The sequence below is a fragment of the Coprobacillus sp. genome (assembly GCF_984815275.1).
This window is the reverse complement of sequence record NZ_CFJNYH010000006.1, coordinates 68791-91153: the sequence shown is the minus strand read 5'-3', so window position 1 is coordinate 91153 and position 22363 is coordinate 68791. Positions and strand designations below refer to the sequence as shown.

General features: G+C 31.1%; 19 protein-coding genes. 17 read left to right on the top strand and 2 right to left on the bottom strand.

Going from position 1 to position 22363, the window contains the following annotated elements:
* Window positions 1-167 precede the first annotated feature (167 nt).
* From AC5M21_RS03765 to AC5M21_RS03715, 11 genes are all read left to right on the top strand, one after another.
* Window positions 168-926, top strand: a complete 759-nt coding sequence (locus AC5M21_RS03765; RefSeq protein ID WP_008788939.1) for a TatD family hydrolase — start codon at window positions 168-170, stop codon at window positions 924-926.
* A gap of 12 nt (window positions 927-938) precedes the next feature.
* The gene (locus AC5M21_RS03760) at window positions 939-1877 is read left to right on the top strand and encodes a G5 domain-containing protein (RefSeq protein ID WP_008788938.1); all 939 of its coding nucleotides are present in this window, start codon (window positions 939-941) and stop codon (window positions 1875-1877) included.
* A 140-nt stretch (window positions 1878-2017) separates the two neighbouring features.
* Window positions 2018-2419 (top strand): PTS sugar transporter subunit IIA, encoded by a 402-nt coding sequence (locus AC5M21_RS03755; RefSeq protein WP_054325182.1) that lies wholly within the window; start codon window positions 2018-2020, stop codon window positions 2417-2419.
* Window positions 2420-2512: 93 nt separating this feature from the next.
* Window positions 2513-3016 (top strand): PTS sugar transporter subunit IIB, encoded by a 504-nt coding sequence (locus AC5M21_RS03750; RefSeq protein ID WP_117598827.1) that lies wholly within the window; start codon window positions 2513-2515, stop codon window positions 3014-3016.
* A gap of 3 nt (window positions 3017-3019) precedes the next feature.
* The gene (locus tag AC5M21_RS03745) at window positions 3020-3823 is read left to right on the top strand and encodes a PTS mannose/fructose/sorbose/N-acetylgalactosamine transporter subunit IIC (RefSeq protein WP_117598828.1); all 804 of its coding nucleotides are present in this window, start codon (window positions 3020-3022) and stop codon (window positions 3821-3823) included.
* Window positions 3820-4668, top strand: coding sequence for a PTS system mannose/fructose/sorbose family transporter subunit IID (locus AC5M21_RS03740; RefSeq protein WP_117598829.1), 849 nt, complete (start codon window positions 3820-3822; stop codon window positions 4666-4668). The genes AC5M21_RS03745 and AC5M21_RS03740 overlap by 4 nt, the downstream gene beginning before the upstream one ends.
* Before the next feature lie 14 nt (window positions 4669-4682).
* A complete protein-coding gene (locus tag AC5M21_RS03735; protein ID WP_054689369.1) occupies window positions 4683-5489 on the top strand; it encodes an HAD-IIB family hydrolase in 807 nt (268 codons plus the stop codon).
* The gene (locus AC5M21_RS03730) at window positions 5490-6452 is read left to right on the top strand and encodes a class I mannose-6-phosphate isomerase (RefSeq protein WP_117598830.1); all 963 of its coding nucleotides are present in this window, start codon (window positions 5490-5492) and stop codon (window positions 6450-6452) included. It abuts the gene before it with no gap.
* A gap of 16 nt (window positions 6453-6468) precedes the next feature.
* Window positions 6469-8214: a class I mannose-6-phosphate isomerase gene (locus tag AC5M21_RS03725; protein ID WP_147331645.1), complete on the top strand. Its 1746-nt coding sequence runs from the start codon at window positions 6469-6471 to the stop codon at window positions 8212-8214.
* A 15-nt stretch (window positions 8215-8229) separates the two neighbouring features.
* Window positions 8230-9993: a class I mannose-6-phosphate isomerase gene (locus tag AC5M21_RS03720; protein ID WP_117598832.1), complete on the top strand. Its 1764-nt coding sequence runs from the start codon at window positions 8230-8232 to the stop codon at window positions 9991-9993.
* Window positions 9994-10103: 110 nt separating this feature from the next.
* Complete coding sequence (locus tag AC5M21_RS03715) at window positions 10104-10853, top strand: GntR family transcriptional regulator (protein ID WP_054325172.1); 750 nt, start codon at window positions 10104-10106, stop codon at window positions 10851-10853.
* A gap of 208 nt (window positions 10854-11061) precedes the next feature.
* Here the strand turns inward: AC5M21_RS03715 and AC5M21_RS03710 are convergent, their stop codons facing one another.
* Entirely contained in the window at window positions 11062-12501 is a 1440-nt protein-coding gene (locus tag AC5M21_RS03710) for a PstS family phosphate ABC transporter substrate-binding protein (protein WP_302378493.1), read from the bottom strand.
* A 54-nt stretch (window positions 12502-12555) separates the two neighbouring features.
* On the bottom strand, window positions 12556-12933 hold the full coding sequence (locus AC5M21_RS03705) for a CoA-binding protein (RefSeq protein WP_054689345.1): 378 nt from the start codon (window positions 12931-12933) through the stop codon (window positions 12556-12558).
* A 96-nt stretch (window positions 12934-13029) separates the two neighbouring features.
* Between AC5M21_RS03705 and mnmG the strand changes: the two genes are divergently transcribed.
* The 6 genes from mnmG (at window position 13030) to AC5M21_RS03675 (ending at window position 21979) form a co-directional block, all read left to right on the top strand.
* Complete coding sequence (gene mnmG / locus AC5M21_RS03700) at window positions 13030-14883, top strand: tRNA uridine-5-carboxymethylaminomethyl(34) synthesis enzyme MnmG (RefSeq protein ID WP_054689343.1); 1854 nt, start codon at window positions 13030-13032, stop codon at window positions 14881-14883.
* A gap of 9 nt (window positions 14884-14892) precedes the next feature.
* Entirely contained in the window at window positions 14893-15597 is a 705-nt protein-coding gene (rsmG, locus tag AC5M21_RS03695) for a 16S rRNA (guanine(527)-N(7))-methyltransferase RsmG (protein ID WP_160340793.1), read from the top strand.
* Window positions 15598-15895: 298 nt separating this feature from the next.
* On the top strand, window positions 15896-16078 hold the full coding sequence (locus AC5M21_RS03690; RefSeq protein WP_008788932.1) for a hypothetical protein: 183 nt from the start codon (window positions 15896-15898) through the stop codon (window positions 16076-16078).
* A gap of 29 nt (window positions 16079-16107) precedes the next feature.
* Window positions 16108-19839, top strand: a complete 3732-nt coding sequence (locus AC5M21_RS03685; protein ID WP_117769021.1) for a hypothetical protein — start codon at window positions 16108-16110, stop codon at window positions 19837-19839.
* Between the two features lie 360 nt (window positions 19840-20199).
* Window positions 20200-20967, top strand: coding sequence for a nucleoid occlusion protein (noc, locus tag AC5M21_RS03680; RefSeq protein WP_008788930.1), 768 nt, complete (start codon window positions 20200-20202; stop codon window positions 20965-20967).
* Between the two features lie 160 nt (window positions 20968-21127).
* A complete protein-coding gene (locus tag AC5M21_RS03675) occupies window positions 21128-21979 on the top strand; it encodes a tyrosine-type recombinase/integrase (protein ID WP_008788929.1) in 852 nt (283 codons plus the stop codon).
* Window positions 21980-22363: the final 384 nt, after the last annotated feature.

Here is a 22363-nt window from a genome sequence, read left to right as displayed (position 1 = left end):
ATGTGGAAAAGATATGATAATAATTTGTTAATTTTACAAATAAATATATTGCTTATATGCGAAAGTAAGCAAATTATGTCGATGAAAAGCCATATTTTTTATAAGCAGTTATTTAGAAATTTGACAAAGTTATTAAATTTTGATATGATGCCGTAGGGTGAAAAAAAATGTACTTCAATACACATACTCATTTAAACAGTAAAGAATTATATTCACAAAGGGATATATTCATTAAACATGCATTGGATAACAATGTAGATTATATTGTTGTTGCTGGATACGATTTACCATCATCAAAATATGCAGTAGAGATTGCACAAGAGTATCCGTTTATCTATGCAACAGTAGGTATTAGTCCTAATGATTGCTTAGAAACTACAGATGCTGATTTGAATGAAATTGAAGCATTATTACAAAACCCTTGTGTTGTAGCCTTAGGCGAAATTGGGCTTGATTATTATTGGGAAGATGTTCCTCATGATAAACAAAAAGATATCTTTCAAAAACAGATTGATATTGCAAAAAAACATGATAAACCTATTGTTATTCATGCAAGAGACGCCTATGAAGATACTTATCGTATTTTAAAGCAGGCAGCACACCGTGGCATTATGCATTGTTATAGTGGATCAGTAGAAATGGCGAAGAGATATATAGAGATTGGTTTTGAAATCTCATTAGCTGGACCAGTGACATTTAAGAATGCAAGAGTTCCAAAAGAAGTTGCTACGGTTATTGGTATTGATCATTTAATGATCGAAACAGACTGTCCTTATTTAGCACCTCACCCATTTCGAGGGAAGTTGAATGAGCCAGCAAATGTTGTGTATATTGCCCAGGAAATAGCAAAGCTAAAGAACATGGAGATAGAAGACGTTGCTAGAATCACAACATTTAATGCCAAAAGAATGTTTGGGATTAAATAAGGAGGATATTTTATGTTAAAGAAAGCTAAAGAAATCATTGTCTCGGCGGACAGCCGAACAAAGGGAATTTTAGCAGTGGCATGTGTATACTTTGTTGTTATGTTGACAACAGTATCATCAGGAGCCGTTAATCAAATTATGAATTTTATTCCAACTGTTGATATCAAATTACAAGATGGTATCAATGATGAAAAAGATTATCTCGTTAAACAAGATACAGTAACGAATGTATTGGAAGAACTTAGTGTTGAATTAGGAAAAAATGATTCTTTAAATAAAGATAAAGATTATATTGTTCAACAAAATGATTTCATCCAAATTACAAGAGTAGAAACAAAAACATTAACAAAAGTAGAAAATCTCAAGTACTCAACAGTTACAAAGGGTTCAGGAAACTGGACAAGAACTGTCGAACAAGAAGGAAAAGATGGTAAGATAAATAGAACATATTTAGTCACTTATGCCAATGGTAAAGAAACTGCAAGAAAAGTTATTAAGGAAGAGATACTTGAGAAACCGGTTGATAAAGTGATCAGATATGGAGGAATTGATGAGGGAACAACGTTCACTGGTCGATTAACAACATATGGTGGAGATTGTAATGGTTGTGGAGGAAACAGTTCATCAGGTGTTAAATTATCACCAACATCAGGTGTTAATAATTCACATTCACCATACTTGACTTATAAAGGTCGTAAATATTATTGCTTAGCTGCAGATAGGTCTATCCCATTTGGGACTGTTATTAAGATTTCAAACCATAATTTAAATACTGATAGTACAATTTATGGTATTGTGGTTGATCGTGGAGGAGCAATTAAAGGTAATAAAGTTGATATCTTTAAAGGCAGTGAAGGATCAGGAGCCAAGTATTTTGGTGGTGGAACTTCTACGAATACAAAATTTGAAATCGTTTCTGTAGGAAGCGGTAGAGCATATTTTTGGAGATAAAGAAGGATAGGATAATCAGTTGATTATTCTATCTTTTTTTGAAAGAGTTGACATTTAGAAGTTCGAGATGTATGATAATGTTGACATGACATCATTACAATACTTGAAAAGAATAGAGAGTAAAGAGTTAGGAGAAGAATATGAAAGGTATACTATTAGTAACACATGGATCCTTATGTCAAGGAATCTATGAAAGTTGTGAAATGATTATTGGTGAAAAAGAGAATATATATACATTATCTTTAGATGAAGAAGGAGTTGAATTATTTAGACATAAATTAGAAGAAAGACTTAGTCAAATAGAAGCAATATATGATGATATAATTATTGTAACTGATATTCCCAATGCAACACCATATAATGAATGCTGTCGTTATATATTAAGTCATCAAAGTTCAGCAAAATTACTTTCAGGAATGAATTTAGCTATGGTTATTGAACTCGCTATTTTCGCTTCAACGGATATTCAAAATGAAGAACTTTGTCTGCAAGTTTTAGAAAGTGCTAGGCAATCACTTACAAAATTTGAAAAACATGTGTAAGCACTTGCAATTCTATATTGGATGTGCTAATTTAATAATGTAAGATGTCATGACAACACGACAACACGATGACTCTAGAAAGGAGGAATAAATATGTCATTAAGTTTAGTAAGAGTTGATGATCGTTTGATTCATGGTCAGGTTGTTTTAATGTGGTCTAAGGTTAGACAAGGAGATGCAATTATTTTGCTGGTTGATGATGAATTAGGACATGATGAATTTTTAAAAGAAGTTTTTGTGAATGCTGGAAATGCAATTGGTAAAAAAGTTTATATTTTTACTGTTGAACAGGCAATAGAAAAAATTCCTAAAGCTGTTTCAGGTAAAAAAAGCTATTACTTAATTGCAAAAAAGATTGAACAACTCTATCAGTTAAGTGTTAAAGGTGTTGAATTTGGTAATGAAATCATTTTTGGAACTGCTAGTAAGGCAGAGGGGACGCAGAAGGTTTATAACAATATTTATCTTTCTCAAAAAGATTTTCAATATTGTGATAAATTAACTGCAAAAGGAATGAAAATACATTTTAAGTTGATTCCAGATGAACAAGGATTAAGTTGGGAATCAGTAAAGAATGGATTATTGAAGGGAGAGTAGTTTATGGAAATTACTGTTATACAAGCCATCTTAATTGGTATTTCATGTTGGCTTGGGAGTGTTGAGAATCCACAACCATTAGGAGTTGCTTTTTCAGATGCTTTATCTAAACCAATAGTTGGTGGAACTATTGTGGGTATGATCTTAGGCGATATTCCTACTGGAGTTACAATTGGTGCAGCCATACAAGCTATGTACTTAGGACAAGTTCTTATTGGTGGAGTTGCAACTGCAGATATGGCATTTGTTTCTTACCCATCTATTGCTTTAGCAATGTTGGCTGGAGCAGATGCAACAGTTGCAGTCACATTAGCTGCTACAGTTGGTGTTTTAGGAGCAGCAGTCTTTACAGGTTATGAAATCTTATGTTCTGTATTTTATCAATTAGGTGATAAATATATTGCAGAAAATAATATTCAGAAAATGAAGATGGCTTACATAGTTTTGCCTCCAATGACAAGTTTTGTAATCAGATTTGGTTTAACATTTACAATTGTTATGCTAGGAAGTGCTTATGCAGCTGATTTATTAGCTTCTATTCCTGAATTGGTATTACATATTGCAAGTGTACTTGGTGGAATTTTACCTGCAGTTGGTATTTCTATATTGGCAACATATACATTAAAGGATTTCAAATTTATTATTTACTTTTTAATTGGTATTGTATGTATTACATTTTTAGGTTTAAACATGGTAGCAACTGCTGTTATTGGAAGTTGTTTAGCAGTTATGTATTATATGTTTATGGGAAACCAGTCAGGTAATCAGTCTAGTCAATCTGAAGATGAGGAGGACGAATTATTATGAGTGAAAAAATAGATCAAAAAGAAGAATTAGAAAATGGGAAAATAACACTTACAAAAGAAGAAGTCAATAAAAGCTGGTATTCATGGTTTAAATATTGTTTAACAGTTTTTGGTTATGAAAGATTACAGGCTCCTGGTTTTATTCTTTCTATGTTGCCTATTTTTAAGAAATTTTATGGAAATGATCCAGAAAAAATGGTTAAACGTCTCAAATGTCATGCAGTATTCTATAACACAAATCCTGTATTTGGTGCAGTTGTTAATGGTATAGTTGCTTCTATGGAAGTAGAAAGAGGTAATGGTACAGAGATGACTGATGAGTTCATTAACAGTATCAAAGTTGGACTCATGGGACCTTTGGCAGGTATTGGAGATGCAGTTACACAAGCAACACTTCCTCCGATTATTTTAAGTATTGCAATTGGGCTTTCATCAGGTGGAAGTGCAATGGGTGCTGTCTTTGCAGTGATTGCTCTCTACGCTGCCAATATCATCCTATCAAGATTATTTTATATGCAAGGTTATAAATCAGGGCGAGAGGCAGTTCATGTTTTATTGGGAAAACAAATGTCTAGAATTCAAGATGCAATGTCAGTTTTGGGTTTAACAGTTGTTGGTGCTATTACTGCTAGTTATGTTAACTTTACAATTACTGCTCAATATGTGAGTGAGTACAGTACGATTAATTTTCAGGAAATATTAGATGGAATTTTTCCAAAACTGATTCCAATGTGTTTAGTATTCTTAGGATATTATTTATTAAAGAAAAAGAAAATGAGTGCTGTCAAATTAATTGGAGTTTATCTAGTAATTGCAATTGTCTTAGGTGTATTAGGAATTGTATAAATGAGGTGAGGGATATGGTTAAAGTGATATTTTGTGATTTAGATGATACATTGTTACAACCTAAAACAAAAGAAATAACTTATCAGGATCAGCAGTCTATTAAAAGATGGTTAGATAGTGGACATTTATTTGTGCTTGCTACTGCACGCCATCATTCCTTCTTAAATAACATCTCAGATAAGTTTCATGAATTTGATTTTGATTGTATTGGCTGGAATGGTGCAGAAATCTATATGAATCATAAAGTCACAAAACTATATCCCTTTTCTTCATATAAATTAGAAGCGTTATATCAAAAGTTAAAGTCTTATCAAGCTATGTTAAAAGTCACAAATATTGAAAACATGTATATATTTGGTGAAATAGATTCTTATGCCTACCATTTGTTTGATAGTGAAATAAAACACCAGTGTATATATCCATATTCAATAAACGAATATTTACGCAATAAAAACAAACCTATTGTTCATGTGAATTATATTTTTCAAACTGCTCAACAAGCTCAATATTTTATAAAAGATTATCAACAGTTATTCAAGGAAGATTTTCTACAATGTAAAGTCACATCACCTACAAGTTTTGACTTAACTATGCCTAATGCAACAAAAGAAAAAGGAATTCAAGCATATTTAGAATACAATAATATACCCATTACAGATGCAGCGGTTATAGGAGATAGCCAAAATGATATAGGTATGATGCAACTTGTACAAAAAAGTTTTTGTATGCAACATGGTCATCCAAAAGCTAAAAAGGCTGCTTATAAAGTTGTTTGTTCAGTAAGTGAAGCAATAGAGTGTTTGGAAGGAGATGAAAAATGAGTGAATGAGAAATATATATTTTTAAAACCGACTTTTTCTACAGCAATATGGGGAAATGGAAAATTAGTCTATCAATATCATGTTGAAAAATATGTTCCTAAAGGTATGCCTATCAATGAGATTACAGGCTTAGGAGCAATGAGTGGATTACCAGAAGATGCAAATGAAATCTTAACAGGTCAATATCAGGGAAGAAAGTTAAATGAATTATATGATGAACATCCTGAATTATTTGGAACGCCTTCAACTTTAAAATGGGAACATCTTCCAGTATCTATGGGAATTGCTCATGCTTGTGCTGATTTAAGTGTACAAGTCCATCCTACAGAAGAATTTGCCATGAAGAATTTAGGAAGACATGGAAAAAGTGAAAGTTGGTATATTGTAGATTGTGACTCTCATGGAGATATTGTTATGGGTCATAATGCCAAAACATTGAAAGAGTTAGAGAATTATATTGATAGGAAAAATTGGCAGGGACTATTAAAACGATATCCAATTATGCCAGGAAGTTTTTATAATATACAAGCTGGAACATTACATGCCATTCAAAAAGGGACAACATTTATGGAGGTGTGTAATCCTTGTCCTATTACATATCGTTTTTATGATTATGATCGATTAGATCGTCAAGGGAAACCAAGAGATACACATATTCAACTTGCAAAAGAAAATATTTTAATACCTTTTGTTTGCCAGGATACACATTATCAATATCGTCAAAATGGTGGTGTTACTGAAATAAAATTAACAGATAATGAAAATTTTTCAGTTTTTAAATATGTTATTGCAGGTGTTGGAGAACTGTCTATGCCCAAATCTTATTTAGGAGCTTTTGTTATTGAGGGTCATGGTGAGATTGATGGTGTTTCTTTAAAAGCAGGAGATAGTTTCCTGATTACAGCCAACACAAAAAAATTATTATGGAAAGGAGAAATGACTTTATTGGCTTATTCTGGCTAATAGAGTAAGTATGTATATGTATGAAGTAGAAGAAAGAAATCCTAACTTTGAATTATATCCTATGAAAAAGATTGATTGTAAATATGTTTTTTCAGGGTTTCAAGCAATTGTTGATGAGTTGAAGAAACATATTGTTAAACCTTCAACTGTCATTTGTATTGATTATTATTATGGTGTCAATCAAACACTTATAGAAAAAGAGATTATAAATGCTTTAAATCCAGATCATGTTATTTGTGTAGATGAAGCAAAATATCCAGAAGAAGTGATATCAAAGAAATTTCATTGCTTTATAACAGATGATAGAGTGAATGGTGTTTTTAGTTTTGCGAAGATACAGGAATTCTTCGATCCAGATAAAATAGCTTTATTACAAAAGCAAATACATGAAGAAGAGGGATTGATTGTTGTCTATGGAGTAGGAGCAGGCTTAATACACACAGGTGATTTATCTGTTTATGGTTCAATGAGTTATCAGACAATTAAGAATCGTTTTATGGATGGAATGGATAACTGGGGAGCACAGAATTATGAAGAAGAATATTTACGTAAAGAAAAACGTTTTACTTTCTTAGAGAGCCGAGTTTTAGATAAACATAAAAGAGCGATATTGAAAAACTGTGATTATGTTATTGATTGTAATCGTGATAATGATTTTGTGATGTTAACACATAAAGATTATGACTATATGATTCATCAGTTTGTAACAAGTCCATTTAAACCTATTCCTATTTTTTCTAAAGGAGTATGGGGAGGACATTGGTGTCAAAAGGTCTTGGGAGCAGGTTTAGAATTAGAAAATACAGCATGGGGAATCACAGGATTTCTTGATTGGCAGGCAGTCGCTGCTGAAATTAACCATTGTGTATTTGAGTTTCCTTCGACTGATTTAATTCAGTATGCTCCAAAAGAGTTACTGGGATATAAGATTTGGTATTTATATGGATATCGTTGTCCTTTACATGTTAATTTCTTAGATACATGGGGAGGAGAAAACTTAAGTTTGCAAGTTCATCCAACTCTTGCTTATGCTCAAGAAGAGTTTAACTCCTCTTGGGGTCATTATGAAAGCTATTATTTCTTAGATGCTAATGAGAACAGTTCCGTTTATTTAGGAACTAAGGATGGTGTTCAATTAGATGAATTGGTTGATGCCTTTGAAACTGCTCAAGTAACAGGTCAATTTGATGATGAAAAGTACATAAATAACTTTCCTGTTCAAAAACATGATCATGTTTTTATACCTGGAGGAACAATCCATTCATCTGGAAAAGATACCTTAACATTAGAAATAGATATGTTTTGTTTTACAACTTTTAAGTTATGGGATTGGGGTCGTTTGGATTATGATGGAAAACCACGTCCAATTCATATTGAACATGGAAAGAATGTTATTCAAGAAGAATTTCAAACTCAAATGATAAAAGATCAATTTATATCTCAACATCCTGAGGTGGATTCAGGATATGGATGGCGAAAAGAAAGAAGTGGAACAATGCCATTTGAGGCACCAATGGAAGTCAATAGATATTGGTTTAAGAATGTTATTCATTTTGATACAAATGATTGTATTATGATTCATGTTCTTGTTGAAGGTGAAGAAGCTATTATTGAAAGCTTAGATGAAAGTTTTGAACCTATGGTTATTCATTACGCTGAAGCTGTTTTTGTTCCAGCAGCAGCTGGACAATATACAATAAGACCATATGGAAAATCTCAAAATACTGAATGTGCTCTGTTAGAAATTTATATGGATATTTAAAAGGAGGATAAAAATATGTATGAAAAAATAAAAACACGCTCACCTAACTTTGATTTGCATCCTGTCTTTGAAATACCTCAGACAACATCATATTTGGGATACGAGGAGATTTTCAATGTTATATATCAACAAGTTCAAACATTTAAAAAACCATGTGTTGTGGTAATTGATTCTTATTATGAGATTAATCACCAACAACTCAAAGACAAAATCATTGATTTATTAAATCCACAATTATTTATTGATATGAATGAAATCAAATACAATGAAGCTATGATTCAACAAAGACTAGGACAGTTTATTACCGAAGATCGTATTAATGGTGTTTTTGTAACAGGTGATATTCAACAATACTTTGATCTAGATAAAGTTGTCTTGGCACAACAGAAAATTCAAGAAGCGACAGGGTTGGTTGTTATTTTTGGAGTTGGTGCAGGAATAATGACTCATGGCGATATTTTCGTTTATAACAATATAACTATTCAACGTATTAAAGATGGTTATTTCTCAGCATTGTCGAACTGGGGAGCACATAATGAGAATGAAGATCCACTAACCAAAGAAAAACGGTTTAACTTTGTAGAATCACGTTTGTTGGATAATCATAAACGACATATGTTTCCTCATATGGATTATGTTATTGATGGGGATGATGAATATGCTCCTGTTATGATAAGTGGAGATGATTTTAGAAAAGCATTAAATTATTTTGCAAGTCATCCATTTAAGTTAGAACCATTCTTTAACCGTGGCATTTGGGGAGGACATTGGTGCAAAGATGTCTTAAATGGAGGATTGGATAAGGAAAATACAGCATGGGGAATGACAGGCTGGATGAACGCACAAAATGCCTTAGCGAAAATTGGTGATCATGAGTTTAGAATTGTTGGAAGAGATATTATTCAATATCAGCCATTAAACTTTTTAGGGCACCAAAATTATTTTTGGTTTGGATACAATTGTCCAGTTGGCTGCGATTTCTTAGATACATGGGGTGGAGGAAATTTGAGTTTACAAGTTCACTCTGATATAGCATATGGACAAGAAGTTTTTAATTCTCAATTTGGACATTATGAAAGTTACTATATGCTTGATACGAATGAAAATTCTTGTGTTTATTTGGGAACAAAAGATGGAGTGAAAAAGGATGAAATTGTTAAAGCATTCGAGCAAGCTCAAGAAACAGGAGAATTTGATGATAAAAAATATATAAATTGTTTTCCTATGAAAACACATGATCATATTTATATACCTAGTGGAACAATTCATGCTTCAGGTAAAGATACATTAGTGTTGGAAATTAATCCGATTGGCTTTCAAACTTTTAAACTATGGGATTGGGGACGTATTGATGCTGATGGCAAACCACGACCAATTAACATTGAACATGGAGCAAAGGTTATTCAAGAGGAGTATCAAACAGAATTTGTTAAAAATCATCTGATTTCTAAGAAAAGTGAAGTTGCAAGAGGAAGTGGATGGCGTAAAGAACACAGTGGAACAATGGAATATGAATTATTAAAAGTAGATCGATACTGGTTTCATAAGCCTATTTTCTTTGAAACAAAAGATCATGTAAAACTTCATGTTTTAGTAGAAGGAGAAGAAGCACAAATCATCAGTCCTTTACAAAAGTTTGAACCTATAACTATTCATTATGCAGAAGCTGTCTTTATACCAGCAAGTGTAGGGCAGTATGTGATTAAACCTTTTGATGCCAATCATGAAGAACTTGCGATATTAGAGTGTTATATGGATATGGGAGATGCTTATCATTAAATTAGGGTATTTTATACCCTAATTTTTGATAAATATTCACTATAACGTTATAAAAGTTACCAAAAAATGGTATAATCAAATAAATAAAAATCAATTGAGGAGATGAATATATGCAATATCATATAGATAAAAATTTACCTTTACCTTTATACTATCAACTTAAACAAATTATTATGAATTCTATAGATGAAGGTATTTATCAAGAGGATACAGCTATTCCTACTGAATTTGAGCTCATTAGTAAATATGATGTCAGTCGAACAACTGTTAGACAAGCCTTAAATGAATTAGTTAATGAAGGTTATCTTTATCGTAAAAAAGGAATAGGAACATTTGTTTCACCCCAATCAAAAATTGATGAAAAATCTGATGCCTTTAATACAAGTATCTATAAAATCGATAGAGTTATTAACAGAAATGGTTTTATTTGTAAAACAGAATTTCTAGATGCAGGAGTTGTTCCAGCTCCTCATGATGTCGCTACATACTTAGAAATAGAAGTTGGACAGGAAGTTTGGTTTATGGATAGAATTAGATACGCTGATAATAAACCAGCTTCATTTTCACGTTCATATTTTAATAAATCACTTATTGATAATTTTGTAGAAGATGCACATACAGCTTCTCAACATTTCTATCAATATCTTGAAAGTAAAGGTTATAAAATATCAATTATTAGAGAAAAATTAAAACCTGGACTACCTGATAAAGATATTAAAAAAGCATTATCTTTAGATGGAAAAAATCCTATTATGTTAATAGAAGATATAGGTTATCTAGATAATGGGAAACCTATTGAATTTTCAATATCTGTCCTTGATGTTTCATTTGTAGATTTTTCAGCAACATTTAAGCGTTAGTCATAAGAGAAATACATTGGGTTTATCTTTAAAAGAAGATATATAGTTTCAAAGTTGAAGTGTATTTCATAACGGTAATAATTAGTCATGATAGATATTAAAGATTAGTATGATAATATATCTATAAAATATTTATTGAAATAAGCGTAAATACCATTAAGCAGGTAAAAAGCGCTTTTTTATCATAATTAAAAGCTCATTTCTGAGCTTAGTTTAAACCACAATATCCTGTTTTCTCAATAATGTACTGTCCTTGAGAGGAAAGCAGGAACTCTTTTAATTTTTTTACATTTTCTTTCTCATTTGATTTTAAGGTTACACAATAAAGAAATGTTGATATTGGATAAGACTGATTTTTAATATTTTCAACATTTGGATAGATTCCATCAACAGATAATATCTTTACATTTTCCTCCTGATTTAAACCTTCTAAGAAATATTTAAATGTATATCCAATTGCACCATCTTCATTATAATACTGAGCAACTTCAGTAATAATACCACCCATTGCCGATTGCATTTCATATGTCAATGGAACTTTAAGACTTACATCACCCATGAAATAATTCATCATAGCTTGGCTACCTGATCTCTCTGGTCTTTGAAATGCAACTATATCATGAGAATCTCCTCCTACCTCTTTCCAATTAGTAATATCACCATGATAGATATCTTTAATCTGTTGAGTCGTTAATGAATTAAGAGGATTATTTTGATTGACAAAGAAAACAAAGGCTTCTTTGCCAATGGGTGTATATTCTAATTCAACACCAAGGTCTTTGGCTTCATCAAGCTGTGATTGTGAAGGTTTAGCACCAAAAAACATATCAATCTCACCATTAAACAAGCGACTATAACCTACAGAAGTATTTGTAAATGATACAATTTTGCCATTACTATGTGAATAATCTGACTTATAATGTTCTTCAATTTTATCTATATCTTTATAAACTGCTTTAGCAATAGCACTGTAAACAGGATAGCAGGCTTCTGCACCATCTAGATAAGGCATGTCACTCTCATTTTCAATAATCAATTGACTAGGTTCTTCTAAAGTAATCAATTGACTATTTGTGGCATATGGTAAAAATGCTGACAAGTCAGTACTGGAATAACCGTTCATATATTCAAAATCATGTCCTTTATATTTGATAGCTGGTCTGTTGGTATAGGCATACTGTGTTGTTAAAATAAGAAAACCAATACAGAGAAAGGATATAATCTTTTTTTTATAATCTATTTTTGGTTTTAAATAAAGAAAGCTGAAGAGACAATTAGCAAATAAGAGAATGAGAATAACTATAAAAGCTTCTATGAAAAGACCAAAAAACTGAAAAGAGAAAAATAGTGGTGCAAAAGGTGCTAGGATGATATAAAGTGGTATCCAAAAAGGACTTGTATAATATCCTTGTGAAAGAAGCAAGCAGATACATAATACTAATAGCGATAAAAATGAGATAACATAGTTAAAATGAAAAATATCTATTGTCAGTTTTTTCTTCTTATGCAGAAAGTAATTGTACCAGATGAGAAAAAGAATAATAAAGAAAGTATAGATTTGATAGAAAAACATAAAGAAAAATGCAAATACTGATAAAATAAGATAAATGAGAAAATAATTATGTAGATAGATTTTTAAATATTTCATAAGATTACCCCTCCTATCTTTAGTATATCATAATACAAAAAAAACTTCTTATCATTAAGAAGTTTCAACAAGAATACATGCAAGTATAGGTGTTATACCAACACTTTTCATATATTCTAATAGTTCGTTATCATATGTGTGAGGTTGCATCCATGCATAATGGATTCCTAAACCTGTCATTTCATCTACATAATCATATGCATGTTCCTTTTTGGTGACAAAAACAACAACATCAATTGGATTTTCAATATCTTCTAAAGATGAATAGAGTAGATTATTGTCAACATTGTCATATAAAGGTGAAACACCATAAGTATCATAACCACGTTCTTTTAATCTTTGATAGATTTTATAACCAAATTTTTCTTTATTTGGAGAAACACCAATAACTGCAAAATGATAATATTTATTTAAGATATCTTTTGGATTCATAAACTCACCTCAATTCATTATAGCATAAATCAAATAAAATTGATAATATTATTGATTTGTGCTAATATTGAATAGCAATTAAGGAGTGAGAAAATTATGTATGATGTTATAGTTGTTGGAGGAGGTCATGCTGGCATTGAAGCATGTTTAGCTCCTGCTAGAATTGGTATGAAAACTTTATTAATAACATCCCATTTTGAAAATGTCGGTTCATTACCATGTAATACATCAATTGGAGGTCCTGCAAAAGGGATAATAGTCAGAGAAATTGATGCTTTAGGCGGACAAATGGGAAAAACATCAGATGCAACATATTTGCAATTAAAAATGCTAAATACTGCAAAAGGACCTGGTGTTCAATCATTGCGTGCACAAGCTGATAAAAAAGCTTATCCGCGATATATGCAAAAAGTTCTCAAAAAACAGGAACATCTTGATATCATAGAAGGTATGGTTGAGAATCTGATAGTAGAGGAGCAAACTGTTAAAGGTGTTATCTTGGATAATGGTAAAGAATATTTTGGAAAGACAGTTATCTTAACAACAGGAACATATTTAAAAGCAGAAATTCTGGTTGGTGATCAAAAAACACCTAGTGGACCAGATCAAGAAAGACAATCGTTATTTTTATCAGATCGATTAACTGAACTGGGTTTCCGTATTCAAAGACTAAAAACTGGAACACCACCACGTGTAGATATTGAAAGTGTTGATTTCTCTCAAACTCAATTACAACCTGGAACTAATGAACCTCTTGCCTTTAGCTATGAAACAACATCTTATATTCCTATAGAAGAACAAACTCCTTGTTATTTAACATATACAAATGAAGATACACACAAGATTATAAAAGATAATTTACATAAATGCAGTATGTATTCAGGTATTGTCAAAGGAATTGGTCCAAGGTATTGTCCATCAATTGAAGATAAAATTGTAAAATTTTCAGACAAACCACAACATCAAATATTCTTAGAACCAGAATCAAAAGAAATGAATACAATCTATGTTCAAGGCTTTTCAACATCAATGCCACATGATATTCAAGAACAAATGATTCGGACTATCCCAGGATTACAGAATTGTAAAATTCTAAAATATGCATATGCTATTGAATACGATGCAATTGATCCTTTACAGTTATGGCCATCATTAGAAACAAAGGTGATCAAAAACTTATTTACTGCAGGTCAAATTAATGGAACGAGTGGATACGAAGAGGCTGCTGCGCAAGGATTAATTGCTGGTTTAAATGCAGCTAAGAAGTTAAGAGGGGAAAACTCATTAATTTTAAAAAGAGATGAGGCATATATCGGTGTTATGATTGATGACCTAGTAACCAAGGGAACAAAAGAACCTTATCGTATGTTAACATCAAGAGCTGAGTATCGTTTATTGTTAAGACATGATAATGCTGATGAAAGATTAAGAAAATATGGTTATGATGCTCATCTTGTCAAACCAGAAGTTTATCAGATATATCTTGATAAAATGGAACGTATTCATAATGAAATAGAACGACTTGAAACTATTCGCTTTACACCAAAACATGAAATTAATAATATATTAGAAACCTTGGGCTCAACACGTTTGAGTGAAGGAATAAGTGCAAAATCATTATTACAAAGACCAGAAATGGATTATTCAAAGATAAAACCATATATTGGTGAAACCTCTTTAACTTTAGAAGAAGAAAAAAGAGTGACTATTCTTATTAAGTATAAAGGGTATATTGACAAGGCATTAAGGCAAGTTGATAAACAAAAGAAAATGGAAGAAAAACAAATTCCAGTAGATATTAATTATGATGCTGTTTTAAATCTTTCATTAGAAGCAAAACAGAAACTTTCTCAAATAAGACCCTTGACAATTGCTCAAGCATCAAGAATATCAGGGATTAATCCTGCTGATATATCTGTCTTATTAATTTATTTGAAACAACATTATTAAGAGGTACATATGAATATTGAACAATTTATAAATGCATTACATGATAAAGGTATTTCTTTATCTGATTATCAATTAAAACAATTTGAAATTTACTACAATACATTAGTTGAATGGAATGAAAAAATGAATTTAACAGCTATTACCCAAAAAGAAGATGTTTATTTAAAACATTTCTATGATTCATTAACTATTTCATTTGATTATGATTTCAATAATCAAACTTTATGTGATATAGGAGCAGGAGCAGGTTTTCCTTCTATACCTCTTAAGATTGTTTATCCTGATTTGAAAATAACGATTGTAGATTCTTTAACCAAAAGAATAACTTTTTTAAATTATTTAACTCAGGTTCTCAAATTAAATAATGTGACTGCTGTGAGTGCAAGGGCAGAGGACTATGCCATTGGACATAGGGAAACATTTGATATTGTTACAGCAAGAGCTGTTGCAAGATTAAATATTCTAGATGAATTATGTTTACCTTTGGTAAGAATTGGTGGTCATTTTATAACCTTAAAAGGTTTAAAAGCAAAAGAAGAATTAAATGAAGCAAAACATGGTATAGATAAACTTGGTGGGAAAGTTATGAAAGAAACTCATTTTACACTCACTAATGAAAATGATCACAGATGTAATATATTCATTCATAAAATAAAAGAAACACCCCAAAAGTATCCTAGACCATTTGGAAAAATAAAAAAGAAACCTCTATAAATAAGAGCAAAGTGCACCCCTTTATAAATTCAAGGAGGTGTTTTTTGTTATCTATAAATGATAAATGAATAAAAACATTGATAAATAGGATGTTTTTTTACAAATAATTACAAAAAATGTTAAAATATGGTATAATGATAAAGAATAAGTTAAAGTTCGTAAAACTAGACATTAACGAACCTTCTTTTTATTTAAAAAATCATAAGTTCATACAAATATATTTGTTAAATTCATAAGATAAGCAGAGTTTCTGCTTGTCTTTTTTTGTCTGCTTTAAAAGACATAGAAAGGAGAACTTATGACTACGAATATGATATTAGAATTGTATCAAAGATTAACCAGTTTTATTATATTTAAAATGATTCTTATTCTTTTGATTAAGATGAAACAAACAATTATATGCATACATGGAATTCATTTTCATAGCACAGTTGATTTAAGTGTCTATAAGAGTCGAGATGGACCTATGTTTGAAGTGTAGAACCGCTAGATTTAAAGGAAGGAAAGGGAATGCAAATGAAGAAAAAGAAAAAACTCATTTTATTATTAACAATATGTTTTGGAATGTTCTTGAGTGTTACTGGAACTGTAAAAGCAGAAGATGGGGTAGAGGTTGGTAATTTTCGTATAGATGGTGGACAGTTGAATGCTGACTACAGGTATGCATCTGGTGTATTGACTATACTAAGTGACCAAACATTAACAATAAAAAATAAGAATCCTGCTACAGCAACAACAGACAGAATTGTTATTCCAGAAAATGTAAAAGCAAATTTAATATTTGCTGGAGTTAATATTAAGACAAGTGCAAATAGCCCATTTACATTAACTCCAGATGCAAATGGTGATGGAAAAGGGTCAATGGCTCATATTATATTGGCAGATAGTACAACGAATAAACTTGTTTCAGGGGCAGCGCGCTATCCTGGATTACGTTGTGGAGAAACAACAACGTTATACATAGATGATTCAATTGTTAATAAGGATATAAATGGAAATGATATCATTCCAGAATTAAGAAGGATTCCATATGATGTGACATTGTTAAATGGAACACAATTAAAAAAAGGTGATCGTCTCACTCTATTAGACAGTCCTCATGCTGGGACACTCACTGTTACTGGAAATACCTTTGCTGCAGGAATAGGCGGTGGAGATGCAGAAAATGGTGGATATATTAATATTAATGGTGGAATTGTTAATGCGACAACTTCAACTGGCTCTACAACCTCTGATGGAGGAAGTGGTATAGGCGGTGGAAGTCGTGGAACTGGTGGAAATATAACAATTAATGGTGGTGTTATAATGGCTAAAGGTGCATATCATGCTGCTGGAGTTGGTGGTGGGTATCATACCGCATCAACCCCTGCAGTATCTGCGATTTCTCCTGCTGTTGTCAATTCTAATACTGGTAAAGGTAAAAGTGGAAATATAACAATTAATGGTGGATTAACTTATTCTAATGGTGGAACCCATGGTGATGCTTTTGGGGATGGGTGTTACAGTTATTCAGATTCAACTGAGTATAAAATTATCATGACTGGTGGTACAGTTATTCCAAACGCACCAAGTAGTAGATTTCATTTAGGTGGATCACAGGCTAATGTTTTTGTTTTAGGTGGTTCTTTAAAAGCAGAGAGATTTAAAAGTATTGAAGGAACAGTTGCTTATGGAGATATGGAAAAATCTACAAAAGTCTTTATGACAAAGATTTCTTTAAGTAGTTGGGGAACAAATAAGGTTGGAACAACACTTGTTGATAATATGGATATGAAGATAAATGGAATAGACTATAATTATGGTATTCCTTCATATACTGATGATGCTGGTATTCTTTATTTTTGGCTACCTGATACAAATGTAGGGTCAGAAGTCAGTATTGATCTTGATGTTATTGATAAGTCTTCAGGAGATATTCTTAATACTGATACATTTTTTGCTAAAGATGTTGGAACTCCAGGTAATGTTTTTTTGAAACAATATGTTAATTTTGAAATTGATGGACTCTCTCACGGACTTATAACAAAAAGATATGATGGGAAAGGGTTAGATGATAATCAGATTAAAAATGCAGTTGCAGCACTTAATATTCCAACAACAATACCATTAGGTGGTTCATTGAGTGATGCTTCTAAGCTGGCAATTAGTTCTCAGCTTTTAAAAGATGATGGTATCACACCTGAAGAAAATGCAGAGATTGTTTCTGGAAGCAATGCAGGTGGGGGAAAACACCAACTGATCATTACATCTACACAATATGCAGATTCTACTGTTCAAGGATTTAAAGATGCTTATTGGGGACATAGAACCTATTTCAAATATGCTGAAATTACGCCAGCAGATACAAAATCAGAATTAACAATAGATGGGTTGAGTGAACAACCAGATATATTTAGACCAGATCAGATAGTTACATTGAAAGCAAAAGTCTCTCCAGCTGATGGAGAAGGTATTGACTGTGCTTCACCTGAGGGGTATGTGCAATTCTATATTAATGGTAGAAAATATGGAAATCCTGTCAAATTAGTAAGTCATACTAAGGATGATCCATCTGAATATAATTATAGTACTGCTTCAATTGACTGGAAAGATGTGGATAAAAGTTATTGTGTACCAGGGACAAGACAAACTGTTACAATAGAATATATTGGAGAAGACAGAAACTATAATAAAGGAAGTACTAATGAGACAATACTTAAGATAGACAATCTTAATATAGATGTTGATGGGGATGGAACTCCAGATATCAATATTGATACAAATAATGATGGAACTCCAGATATTAATATTGATACAGATAATGACTGGGAACCAAATATTAATATTGATACAGACAACACAGGAGTATGGAAGCCAAGCAGTGAAGGTGGAAATAAAGATGGAATATGGAAACCAGATACCAATATGGATATAAAAGGAGATGGTCATTCAGAAGAGAGTTACTATCGTCCAGCGATTGATATAGATGGTGATGGTATAGATGATAATTGGAAGCCAAACATAAATGTAGAATATGGAGAGGACAATTTCCATTATGATACATATAATCCAAATATTAATATCGATACAGATGGAGATGGAACTCCGGATATTAACATCGATATAGATGGAGATGGAGTCCCAGATGTCAATATTGATACGAATGGTGATAATAATCCAGATGTGAATGTGGATGTTGATGGAGATGGTATACCAGACATTAACATTGATACAGATGGAGATGGCAAACCAGATATCAATATTGATAGAAATGGTGATAAGATACCAAATGTCAATATCGACACAGATAATACAGGCAATTGGAAACCAAGTAGTGAAGGTGGAAATAAAGATGGAATATGGAAACCAGACACAAATATTGATACAAAAGGTAGTGGTAAAGGTGATGTTGACTACTATCGTCCAGCTATTGATAAAGATAGAGATGGTGTAGATGATAACTGGAAACCAAATACTAATGTCAGTATAGAAGACTTAGAATACGATACACATAATCCTAATATCAATATTGATATAGATGGAGATAGCAAACCAGACATTAACATTGATACAGATGGAGATGGAATCCCAGATATCAATATTGATACAAATGGTGATAATAAACCAGATGTCAATATTGATACAAATGGAGATAGAAAACCAGATACAAATATTGATATAGATGGAGATGGAAAACCAGACATTAATATTGATACAAATGGAAATGGGAAGCCAGATATGAATATTGATACGAATGGAGATGGAAAACCGGATATAAATATTGATATAGATGGAGATGGAAAACCAGACATTAATATTGATACAAATGGAGATGGGATACCTGATATTAATATAGATATTAATGGAGATAGTCATCCAGATATCAATATCGACACAGATAATACAGGAACATGGAAACCAAGCACTGAGGGTGGAAACTCAGATGGAATATGGAAACCAGATACAAACATAGATACAGATGGTGACGGTAAAGCAGATTCAAAAGACTATCGTCCAGCTGTTGATAAGGATGGAGATGGTGTTGATGATTACTGGAAACCAGAAAAAATTGTTGAAATAGGTGATATCAAATATGGTACAGGTAATCCTTTGATTAAAATTCAAGTCAATGAAAAACCAATCACATCAAAACCAGAACAAATTAAGACAGGTGACGATAACTTTGTCTTAGGCTATTGCATATTGATTTCATTAAGTTTAATGGCAATGATATATTATAAAAGAAATAAAAAAGTAATATAAAATAAAAATCAGGAAGTCAAAAAATGTGGCTTACCTGATTTTTACTTTATAATGATTATATATTGATTACAAATGTTAGCTTTGTGATTTCTTAAGCGTGTTATCATCAAATTAATATGAACTTGTGCTATAATGTGTCAATAAAACGAAAGTTTGGAAAGAGTTAGTATTGAATATTTAAAGATAATGTATTCATATATACAATGGATGACATTATAGTTATAACTATTTATTTTTTTAAATAGAGAAGAAAAAACAGTGTGTAAAAAGGGGAGTTTTCTTTTGCAATATCAGAAAGATGACTTTTGTTTTATGCCGAATAATGTTATAATATAAAACATATTGTGAGGAGTGAACTGAGTGAAAGAACCAATGTATAAATTTATTGATATTCATGATATTGAAGCTAATGAAAAACAACCAAGAACACATTTTGAAAAAGAAAAGATACAGGAATTATCTGTATCAATTCAACAAAATGGGTTATTACAACCAATTGTTGTTAGACCATACAATGGTAAATATCAAATTGTTGTTGGTGAAAGACGATTTCGAGCATGTAAATTAGCTGGACTTGAGGAAGTTCCTTGTATGGTCCAAGAATATAATGAAGATCAAACAGCAACTGCCGCATTAGTTGAGAACATACAAAGAGAAAATTTATCTCCTATAGAAGAAGCTTTAGCATATCAACAATTATTAGATACGCAAGATATAACACAAGAACAATTAGCTGAAAAAGTAGGAAAGAAACAATCTACAATTGCTAATAAATTAAGATTATTACAATTACCAATGACTGTTCAAGAGGCAGTAAGAAGAAAAGATATTACTGAACGTCATGCAAGAGCGCTTTTAAGATTAGATTCAACAGCTAAACAAAATAATATGTTAAGAGAAATTATGGCTAAAGGTTTAAATGTTGAACAAACTGAGCAAAAAATTAAAGCAAAAATTGAACCTAAAAAACAAAAACCAAAAGCAAAAAGTATTTCCCAAAATCTAAAAATTGCTATGAATACTTTAGATCAAGCAATTCAAATGGTACAACAAGCTGGTGTTAATACACATGTAGATATTCAAGAAACAGATGATGAAGTTGTTTATACAATTAAAATGAAGAAATAAAAAAAGTAATGCAAAGGCGTTACTTTTTTGTTATTCAGTCTTTTTTTCAATTGATATAACCTTATCAATGTAAGGAATTACCAAATATTACCAGGAGAATATTTGAATTAACTATGCTAAAATATAATAAAGAAAATAAGAAAGTTAATGAGGATTATTTATGAGAAAAGAGACAATAACATTAAAAAACATAGAGAGTTTTAAAACAGAATTAATAGAGGAAGAAAAAAGTACAGCAACTATAAATAAATATATAAGAGATATCCAAACTTTTTATAATTACCTTCAAGAAGATAAAACAATAACTAAAGAATGTGTTGTATCATATAAATTAAAACTAGCTAAAGAGTATAGACCAAGAAGTGTGAATAGTATGCTTGTTGCTTTAAATAGGTTTTTTGTTTTTCTAAATATTCCTGAATGTCAGGTTAAACTAAATAAAATTCAAAAAAGTGTTTTTGGTGACGATAATAAGGAAATGACCAAAGAAGAATATAAAAGGCTATTATTTGCAGCGAAGTCAAAAAATAATGAGAGACTATACATGATTATTCAAACGATATGTGCAACAGGAATACGTGTAAGTGAACATAAATACATAACAGTAGACGCTTTAAAAAAGGGAAGAGCAGTCATTATTAACAAAGGAAAGGTAAGAGAAATCATTTTACCCATTGAATTAAAGAGATTGTTACTAAATTATTGTAAAAAACAAAATATTAAATGTGGACCAATATTTGTTACGAAAGGTGGAAAGCCAATGGATCGTAGCAATATATGGAGTAGTATGAAATCGCTATGTGAAGATGCAAGGGTAGATAGCCAAAAAGTCTTTCCACATAATTTAAGACATTTATTTGCAATTACATATTATCAACTAGAAAAGGATTTAGACACTCTTGCTTCTCTATTAGGACACACGTCTATAGATACAACAAGAATTTACACAATGAAGAGTGGTAAAAATTGCTTGCGTTCATTATCAAAGATGAATTTATGCATAAATGACTAGTACATAAGAAAACTACTACATAATTGTTATTATGTAGTAGTTACTATTTTATATTGTGTTTTTACTCTTACATTATAGGTCAAAATGTAAAGGTTTTCAAGACGTTGGAGGGATAATCAAGTGGATATTCTTAAATTTTTCCAATTTATACCAATATTTTTATACAATAAAAATATATTAATCAAAAAAGAAATTTTTTCAAGTTACAAAAAATTTCTTTTTTTTTGAACATTACTACATAATAACAATTATGTAGTAAATGGATTCAGTAAATTATGAGAACTCTTAATGACTTTATCATGATTAAATTGTAATAGGATAACTATGAATTGAATATGTGATATTTTGTTATAAAATGTCACATTAACATCAAGAATGTAGAAT